Annotated in this window: 5 protein-coding genes; 4 read left to right on the top strand and 1 reads right to left on the bottom strand. The window is 52.9% G+C overall.

Annotated features, from left to right (window positions below; all coding sequences use genetic code 11):
• A partial coding sequence (aroP, locus tag N5J69_RS20170; RefSeq protein WP_279772409.1) for an aromatic amino acid transporter AroP occupies positions 1–1,343 on the bottom strand: 1,343 nt, incomplete at its 3' end.
• Positions 1,344–1,858: 515 nt separating this feature from the next.
• On the opposite strand from aroP, the gene pdhR reads away from it, so the two are divergent.
• From pdhR to lpdA, 4 genes are all read left to right on the top strand, one after another.
• Positions 1,859–2,623: a pyruvate dehydrogenase complex transcriptional repressor PdhR gene (gene pdhR, locus N5J69_RS20165; protein WP_279772408.1), complete on the top strand. Its 765-nt coding sequence runs from the start codon at positions 1,859–1,861 to the stop codon at positions 2,621–2,623.
• A gap of 103 nt (positions 2,624–2,726) precedes the next feature.
• Positions 2,727–5,393: a pyruvate dehydrogenase (acetyl-transferring), homodimeric type gene (aceE, locus tag N5J69_RS20160; protein ID WP_279772407.1), complete on the top strand. Its 2,667-nt coding sequence runs from the start codon at positions 2,727–2,729 to the stop codon at positions 5,391–5,393.
• A gap of 14 nt (positions 5,394–5,407) precedes the next feature.
• Positions 5,408–7,309, top strand: a complete 1,902-nt coding sequence (gene aceF, locus N5J69_RS20155) for a pyruvate dehydrogenase complex dihydrolipoyllysine-residue acetyltransferase (protein ID WP_279772406.1) — start codon at positions 5,408–5,410, stop codon at positions 7,307–7,309.
• 160 nt (positions 7,310–7,469) lie between these two features.
• Positions 7,470–8,894 carry a dihydrolipoyl dehydrogenase gene (gene lpdA, locus N5J69_RS20150; RefSeq protein WP_253422113.1) on the top strand — a complete coding sequence of 475 codons (1,425 nt, stop codon included), beginning with the start codon at positions 7,470–7,472 and terminating at the stop codon, positions 8,892–8,894.
• Positions 8,895–9,618 lie beyond the last annotated feature (724 nt).

Genomic DNA, 9,618 nt, shown 5'->3' with positions numbered 1-9,618 from the left:
GTCTGGTTCTTGATAAAGTAACCTATCCCCAGAATGACCAGCCAGACCGGAATCAGCCAGACAGAGATCGCCATGCCCGGCGTGGTTGCCATCAGCACCAGAATCGCCGCCAGGAAGATCAGGCAAATCCAGTTACCCGCAGGATAGAGCAGCGCTTTAAAGCGGGTGGTTACGCCCTGCTGATCTTTCTTACGGCGGAACTTGAGGTGCGCCAGGCTAATCATCGCCCAGTTGATCACCAGCGCGGAGACCACCAGTGACATCAGCAGGCCAAACGCTTCACCTGGCATCAGGTAGTTGATCAGCACGCACAGCGCCGTGGCCACAGCCGAGACCAGAATGGTTAACACCGGCACACCACGACCGTCGACTTTCAGCAGCGCTTTTGGTGCATTGCCCTGCTGGGCCAGACCAAACAGCATGCGGCTGTTGCAGTAAACGCAGCTGTTATAGACCGACAGGGCCGCTGTCAGAATCACCACGTTCAGCGCATTCGCCACCATGGCATCGCCTAATTCGTGGAAGATAAAGACAAACGGGCTGACTTCTGACGTAACACGGCTCCACGGCATCAGAGACAGCAGCACCGCCAGCGAACCAATGTAGAAAATCAGGATACGCCACAGCACCTGGTTGGTGGCTTTTGGAATGCTCTCTTCCGGGTTATCTGCCTCTGCAGCGGTGATACCCACCAGCTCCAGTCCGCCAAACGAGAACATGATAATCGCCATGACCGCGACAAGACCGCCGATGCCGTGCGGGAAAAATCCGCCCTGTTCCCACAGGTTGCGTACGGTCGCCTGCGGACCTGCGTGACCGCCGAACAGCAGCCAGCCACCGAACAGGATCATACCGATTACCGCGACCACTTTGATAATGGCGAACCAGAACTCCATCTCACCAAACACTTTCACGTTGGTCAGGTTGATGGCGTTGATCATCACGAAGAAGATGGCGGCTGAGGCCCAGGTTGGAAAGTCTGGCCACCAGAACTGGATATATTTACCGACGGCGGTAAGTTCTGCCATCGCAACCAGCACATAAAGCACCCAGTAGTTCCAGCCTGAGGCGAAACCGGCAAAGTTACCCCAGTATTTATACGCGAAGTGGCTGAAGCTGCCTGCAACCGGCTCCTCAACCACCATTTCTCCCAGCTGGCGCATGATTAAAAAGGCAATAAAACCGGCAATCGCATAACCCAGAATAACGGCCGGTCCGGCGGATTCAATGACCGATGCGCTGCCCAGAAACAGCCCGGTTCCCACTGCACCACCCAGCGCGATGAGCTGAATATGGCGGTTCTTGAGACCACGTTTCAGCGCTTCGCCTTGCTGTTGTTCCATACAAACCTCGTGATGTTTTTATTCTTCGTTCGCAGCGCAGTCCGCTGTAATGAAGTAGTTACAATAACGTATTGATTATTTTACGGTATCCGGCGTGATGAATGCTGCCCGCTGCTACCCTGGCGACAAGAATAGTGATAAGCGAATCGCTTTGCACCTGCTTTCGCCTTTCGTGCTAAGAGTTGGCTGAAAAAACGCCGTCGCCGTCACGTCTGTCCCTGCAAACTTCTGCCATGAAATGCCATTAATGACGAATAGCATTCACTTATGGTTACCGCTGCGCCCGGGCACTGAGCGGGTGTAAGGTTTGGTAAAAGTGCATTTATTTAACATTTACAAGAACGCGGATTTTTCATTTTTTTAACCGCGAGTTAGCGCCAGCACAGGCTTGCAGGGGAGGGGAATGTCGCAGACACCATATAGACACAAGGTGAATACTTTGTTACTTTACCGGCACCTCTTTGCAATTGGTATTACCAATTTACTCCGGACGATTGGTTTAATAAGAAGGGATGATGGCTTACAGTAAGATTCGCCAACCTAAGCTCTCCGACGCTATCGAGCAACAGCTCGAATCCCTGATCATGGAAGGGACCCTGCGTCCGGGGGAGAAGCTGCTCCCTGAGCGCGAACTCGCCAAACAATTTGATGTCTCACGTCCGTCTCTCCGCGAAGCTATCCAGCGCTTAGAAGCTAAAGGATTATTGCTGCGCCGACAGGGTGGCGGAACGTTCGTACAGGAGAATCTCTGGCAAAGCATGAGCGATCCCCTTGTTGAGCTTCTTGCCGACCATCCGGAATCACAGTTTGATCTGCTGGAAACACGTCATGCCTTAGAAGGCATCGCCGCCTATTACGCGGCACTGCGCGGCACCGAGGAAGACCTGCTGCGCATTCGCGACTGCCATGTCAATATCCAGCAGGCGCAGGACAGCGGCGATTTAGACGCCGAAGCGGACGCAGTGATGCAGTATCAGATCGCTGTCACAGAAGCAGCCCATAATGTCGTGCTTTTACATTTGCTACGCTCAATGGGCCCTATGCTGGAACAAAACGTCCGTCAGAATTTCGAATTGCTCTACTCGCGCCGGGAAATGCTGGCAAAAGTGAGCGGTCACCGCGCCAGAATCTTTGAGGCGATTGTGGCCCGTGAGCCAGAAAAAGCGCGCGAGGCTTCACACCGTCACCTGGCGTTCATAGAGGAAATCTTGCTGGACAGAAGTCGGGAGCAGAGCCGTCGAGAACGCTCCCTGCGTCGTTTACAGCAACGTAAGGAATAACGTGCGACAAAGATCGTACGGACATGTGCGACGAGCCTGCCTGCAACTGCTTTAACAGGCTCCCGATTATTCAACGTATTAGACACAGATAAGGAACACACCCATGTCAGAACGTTTACACAATGACGTGGATCCGATTGAAACTCGTGACTGGCTACAGGCGATCGAATCGGTCATCCGTGAAGAAGGTGTTGAACGTGCACAGTATCTGATTGATCAGGTACTGGGTGCAGCCCGCAAAGGCGGCGTAAAAGTGGCTGCAGGATCGTCTGCAATCAGCAACTACATCAACTCTATTGCCGTTGAAGATGAACCCGATTATCCGGGCAACACCTCTCTTGAACGTCGTATCCGTTCCGCAATTCGCTGGAACGCCATCATGTCGGTGCTGCGCGCATCGAAGAAAGATCTGGAACTCGGTGGTCACATGTCCTCCTTCCAGTCTTCCGCGACGATTTATGAAGTGTGCTTTAACCACTTCTTCCGCGCGCGCAGTGAGAAGGATGGCGGCGATCTGGTCTATTTCCAGGGCCACATCTCACCAGGCATCTATGCCCGTGCGTTCCTTGAAGGTCGCCTGACTGAAGATCAGATGAACAACTTCCGTCAGGAAGTTGACGGCAAAGGCCTCTCTTCTTATCCGCACCCGAAATTAATGCCGGAATTCTGGCAGTTCCCGACCGTATCAATGGGTCTGGGTCCATTGTCAGCGATCTATCAGGCGAAGTTCCTGAAATATCTGGAACACCGTGGCCTGAAAGATACTTCAGCGCAGACCGTTTACGCCTTCCTGGGTGACGGCGAGATGGATGAGCCAGAATCCAAAGGGGCGATCACCATCGCAACCCGCGAAAAACTGGATAACCTGGTCTTCATCATCAACTGCAACCTGCAGCGTCTGGATGGTCCGGTAACCGGTAATGGCAAGATCATCAACGAGCTGGAAGGCATCTTTGCCGGTGCTGGCTGGGAAGTGATTAAAGTCATCTGGGGCGGTCGCTGGGATGAGCTGCTGCGCAAAGATACCAGCGGCAAACTGATTCAGCTGATGAACGAAACTGTTGACGGTGACTACCAGACCTTCAAATCCCGTGATGGTGCCTATGTGCGTGAGCACTTCTTTGGCAAATATCCGGAAACCGCGGCGCTGGTTAAAGATTTGTCCGATGATGAAATCTGGGCACTGAACCGTGGCGGCCACGATCCGAAGAAAATCTATGCGGCGCTGAAAAAAGCGCAGGATACCAAAGGCAAGCCTGTACTGATCCTGGCGCATACCATCAAAGGTTATGGTATGGGCGACACCGCGGAAGGCAAAAACATTGCCCACCAGGTGAAGAAGATGAACATGGATGGCGTACGCTATATCCGTGATCGCTTCAACGTGCCGGTTGCTGACGATAAAATCGAAGAACTGCCGTACGTCACGTTCGAGAAAGGCTCAGAAGAGCACGCCTATCTGCACGGTCAGCGTGAGAAGTTAGGCGGCTACCTGCCAACGCGTCAGCCGAAGTTCACTGAGAAGCTGGAAATGCCAGCGCTCGAAGAGTTCAGTGCGCTGCTGGATGAGCAGAACAAAGAGATCTCAACCACCATCGCCTTTGTGCGTGCCCTGAACGTGATGCTGAAGAACAAGTCGATCAAAGATCGTCTGGTTCCGATTCTCGCCGATGAAGCGCGTACCTTTGGTATGGAAGGTCTGTTCCGTCAGATTGGTATCTACAGCCCGAACGGTCAGCAGTACACCCCGCAGGACCGCGAGCAGGTTGCTTACTACAAAGAAGACGAGAAAGGCCAGATTCTGCAGGAAGGGATCAACGAGCTGGGCGCAGGTTCATCCTGGCTGGCTGCGGCGACCTCTTACAGCACCAACAACCTGCCGATGATCCCGTTCTACATCTATTACTCGATGTTCGGCTTCCAGCGTATCGGCGATCTGATGTGGCTGGCGGGCGACCAGCAGGCACGCGGCTTCCTGGTCGGCGGTACCTCCGGTCGTACGACGCTGAACGGCGAAGGTCTGCAGCATGAAGATGGTCACAGCCACATTCAGTCTCTGACTATCCCGAACTGTATCTCTTACGATCCTTCTTACGCTTATGAAGTCGCTGTCATCATGCATGACGGTCTGGTGCGTATGTATGGTGAAGCGCAGGAGAACGTGTACTACTACATCACCACGCTGAACGAAAACTACCATATGCCAGCCATGCCGCAGGGCGTGGAAGAGGGTATCCGTAAGGGTATCTACAAGCTGGAAACGGTAGAAGGCAGCAAAGGCAAAGTGCAGCTGCTGGGCTCAGGTTCTATCCTGCGTCACGTGCGTGAAGCAGCGCAGATTCTGGCGAAAGATTATGGTATCGGCTCTGATGTCTACAGCGTCACCTCGTTCACCGAACTGGCACGTGATGGCCAGGATTGTGAGCGCTGGAACATGCTGCATCCGACAGAAGAAGCCCGTGTACCTTACATCGCTCAGGTGATGAACGACGCGCCTGCTGTCGCCTCAACCGACTACATGAAACTGTTCGCTGAACAGGTTCGTAGCTACGTCCCGGCCAGCGATTATCGCGTACTGGGTACTGATGGCTTTGGTCGCTCTGACAGCCGTGAGAATCTGCGTCATCACTTCGAAGTTGATGCATCTTATGTGGTGGTTGCCGCGCTGGGTGAGCTGGCTAAACGCGGCGAGATCGAGAAGAAAGTGGTGGCCGACGCGATCACCAAATTCAATATCGATGCCGATAAAGTTAACCCGCGTCTGGCTTAAGAGGTAATAGAGTAATGGCTATCGAAATTAAGGTACCGGATATCGGGTCTGACGAAGTTGAAGTCACCGAGATTCTGGTGAAAGTTGGCGACAAGGTGGAAGCCGAGCAGTCGCTGATCACCGTGGAAGGCGACAAAGCCTCAATGGAAGTGCCGTCGCCACAGGCTGGCGTAGTGAAAGAGATTAAGATCTCTACCGGTGACAAAGTTGAGACTGGCTCACTGATCATGGTGTTTGATGCTGAAGGTGCTGCTGAAGCGGCACCGGCACCTGCCGCAGAGAAAAAAGCGGACGCGGCGCCTGCGCCAGCCGCTGCTGCGGCGACGGCCAGCAAAGAAGTGGCTGTTCCCGATATCGGCGGTGATGAAGTTGAAGTTACTGAGATTCTGGTTAAGGTTGGCGACAAAGTCGAAGCCGAACAGTCACTGATTGTGGTGGAAGGTGACAAAGCGTCAATGGAAGTTCCGGCTCCGTTTGCGGGTGTGGTCAAAGAGATCACCATTGCGACCGGCGACAAAGTCAGCACCGGTTCAGCCATCATGGTCTTTGAAGCAGAAGGCGCAGCACCGGCCTCTGATGCGAAGCCAGAAGTGAAAGAAGAAGCGGCATCGGCCCCGGCCGCTGCGGCGGGCGCAAAAGAAGTTAACGTCCCGGATATCGGTGGTGATGAAGTTGAAGTCACTGAGATCCTGGTTAAAGTTGGCGACAAAGTTGACGCTGAGCAGTCACTGATCGTGGTTGAAGGCGATAAAGCCTCAATGGAAGTCCCTGCGCCGTTTGCGGGTACGGTCAAAGAGCTGAAAGTCGCGACCGGCGATAAAGTCAGCACCGGCTCACTGATTATGGTGTTCGAAGTCGAAGGTGCGGCTCCGGCTGCTCCTGCGGCAGCGAAGCAGGAAGCTGCACCGGCGCCTGCTGCCAAATCTGAAGCGAAAGCCGCGGCACCCGCTGCAGCGAAAGCAGAGAGCAAAGGCGAGTTCGCAGAGAACGACGCTTACGTTCACGCGACGCCGGTGATTCGTCGCCTGGCGCGCGAGTTCGGTGTTAACCTGGCGAAAGTCAAAGGGACTGGCCGCAAAGGCCGCATTCTGAAAGAAGACGTGCAGACCTACGTGAAAGACGCCGTGAAACGCGCTGAAGCAGCTCCGGCTGCAGCAAGCGGCGGTGGTCTGCCAGGTATGCTGCCATGGCCGAAAGTTGATTTCAGTAAGTTTGGCGAAATCGAAGAAGTCGAACTGGGCCGTATCCAGAAAATTTCTGGCGCGAACCTGAGCCGTAACTGGGTGATGATCCCGCACGTTACGCATTTCGACAAAACCGATATCACCGATCTGGAAGCCTTCCGTAAGCAGCAGAATGCGGAAGCAGAGAAGCGTAAGCTGGATGTGAAGTACACCCCTGTGGTGTTCATCATGAAAGCGGTCGCGGCGGCCCTTGAGCAGATGCCTCGCTTCAACAGCTCGCTGTCTGAAGATGCGCAGAAGCTGACGCTGAAAAAATATATCAACATCGGTGTGGCGGTTGATACGCCAAATGGCCTGGTGGTTCCGGTCTTCAAAGACGTGAACAAAAAGGGCATTACCGAGCTGTCGCGTGAACTGATGGCCATTTCCAAAAAAGCGCGTGACGGTAAGCTGACAGCGGGCGACATGCAGGGCGGATGTTTCACCATCTCCAGCCTTGGCGGCCTGGGAACCACACACTTCGCGCCGATTGTTAACGCGCCGGAAGTGGCTATCCTGGGTGTCTCTAAATCGGCGATGGAGCCGGTGTGGAACGGTAAAGAGTTTACGCCGCGTCTGATGATGCCGATTTCTCTCTCCTTCGACCACCGCGTGATCGACGGTGCTGATGGTGCGCGATTCATCACCATTATCGGCAATATGTTGTCTGACATTCGTCGTTTAGTTATGTAAATGTAAAGAAGGCCGGCGGATGCCGGCCTTCCTTTAACGATTCGTCGCGCCGCGGTTGGCAGTTTGTTAACAATTCTGTAAACTCTTGCGGTGAAAGTCCCGGTGGAACAAGGGCATTATAAGAACGTCTGACCCGCCGGATATCAATTAAGAGGTCATGATGAGTACAGAGATTAAAACCCAGGTCGTGGTACTTGGGGCAGGTCCTGCAGGTTACTCTGCAGCCTTCCGTTGTGCGGATTTAGGTCTGGAAACCGTACTGGTAGAGCGTTACAGCACCCTGGGCGGTGTTTGTCTGAACGTCGGTTGTATCCCATCTAAAGCGCTGCTGCACGTTGCTAAAGTGATTGAAGAGGCGAAAGCCCTTGAAGAGCACGGCATTGTGTTTGGCCAGCCATCTACTGATATCAACAAGATTCGCAGCTGGAAAGAGAAGGTTATCAACCAGTTGACTGGCGGCCTGTCAGGTATGGCAAAGGGTCGTAAGGTCACTGTGGTTAACGGTCTCGGCAAATTCACCGGTGCTAATACCCTGGTGGTTGAAGGAGAAGGCGGCGCGACCACTATCAACTTCGATAATGCCATCATCGCTGCGGGTTCACGCCCAATCGAACTGCCATTTATTCCACACGAAGATCCGCGTGTCTGGGATTCTACCGATGCGCTGGAACTGAAAGAAGTGCCGAAGCGCCTGCTGGTTATGGGCGGCGGCATCATCGGTCTGGAAATGGCGACGGTGTATCACGCGCTGGGTTCAGAGATTGATGTGGTTGAGATGTTCGACCAGGTTATCCCGGCTGCGGATAAAGACGTGGTCAAAGTCTTTACCAAAAAAATCAGCAAGAAATTCAACCTGATGCTGGAAACCAAAGTGACCGCCGTTGAAGCAAAAGACGATGGCATTTACGTTTCTATGGAAGGCAAGAAAGCACCAGGCGAAGCGCAGCGTTATGACGCCGTGCTGGTAGCCATTGGTCGTGTGCCGAACGGTAAAGGTCTGGATGCGGGTAAAGCGGGCGTGGAAGTGGACGATCGCGGTTTCATCCGCGTCGACAAGCAGATGCGCACCAATGTGCCACACATTTATGCCATCGGCGACATCGTTGGTCAGCCAATGCTGGCGCACAAAGGTGTGCATGAAGGTCACGTTGCGGCAGAAGTGATCTCGGGTCTGAAGCACTACTTCGATCCGAAAGTGATCCCTTCTATTGCTTACACTGAGCCAGAAGTTGCCTGGGTCGGTCTGACCGAGAAAGAAGCGAAAGAGAAAGGCATCAGCTACGAGACGTCTACCTTCCCGTGGGCTGCCTCTGGCCGTGCTATCGCTTCTGATTGTGCAGACGGTATGACCAAACTGATTTTCGACAAAGAGACGCACCGTGTAATCGGTGGCGCAATTGTCGGCACTAACGGCGGCGAGCTGTTAGGCGAAATCGGTCTGGCAATTGAGATGGGTTGTGATGCGGAAGATATTGCGCTGACCATCCACGCTCACCCGACCCTGCATGAGTCAGTCGGTCTGGCGGCAGAGATCTTTGAAGGCAGCATCACCGATCTGCCTAACGCGAAAGCGAAGAAGAAGTAAGTTTCTGCTGCTGTTAAAGAGAAAGCTCCCGATATGGGGGCTTTTTTTTGGTCTGAATTTGGTGGTTGATGTTTTGTGTGTATTTGGGGTGGCAGGGGTAAGATCTGGTGGAATTTTAGTGGATAAAAAAGATTATACTAATCAATAGGATGAATTTATGGTGTTTCCGGCGTAAGCGGGGATAAACCGGAATCACTATGTCTCAGACTGTTTATTTTCAGGTGTTTCCCGCGTAAGCGGAGATAAATCGCGGCCCATAGTTCTGCCAGGGGATCAAAATAGTGTTCTCCGTGCCAGCGGGGATAAACCTGTATGTATTTACGCGGTCATTTTATTACAACTCCCTGCGCCAGCGGGGGCAAATCGACACAGCCTTTCCGGCTGTCATTCTCCCCGTTGTCTTCCCCGCGTAAGTGGGAATAAACCAGTCACCATCAAGGAGGATCCGATTGAGTTCATATGTTCCCCGCGCCAGCGGGGATAAGCCTGTATCATTAAAATCGATATTCCACATCGTAATGTCCTTTTATTGCCTATTCGCTACGAGTGAAACATGACATTTGTAGTTGCCTGGAAAGAAGGCTAAATTAAATTTAGCAACAAAATTTTCACATTATTATTCCACCACATTAAAAATTCATTGAGTTAATTTTATCTTCCTGTCTATCTGTTATAACACTGCCGTCCAAAAAATGAATCTAAATCAAAAAAGATACAAACAAAT

It is taken from the genome of Pantoea sp. GD03673, assembly GCF_029844725.1.
Classification (GTDB): Bacteria; Pseudomonadota; Gammaproteobacteria; order Enterobacterales; family Enterobacteriaceae; genus Pantoea.
This window is presented reverse-complemented; position numbering and strand designations above follow the sequence as displayed.

Coding starts and splice junctions, on each gene's coding strand:
- aceE (WP_279772407.1), top strand. CDS start 2,727: ATGTCAGAACGTTTACACAATGACGTGGATCCGATTGAAACTCGTGAC.
- pdhR (WP_279772408.1), top strand. CDS start 1,859: ATGGCTTACAGTAAGATTCGCCAACCTAAGCTCTCCGACGCTATCGAG.
- lpdA (WP_253422113.1), top strand. CDS start 7,470: ATGAGTACAGAGATTAAAACCCAGGTCGTGGTACTTGGGGCAGGTCCT.
- aceF (WP_279772406.1), top strand. CDS start 5,408: ATGGCTATCGAAATTAAGGTACCGGATATCGGGTCTGACGAAGTTGAA.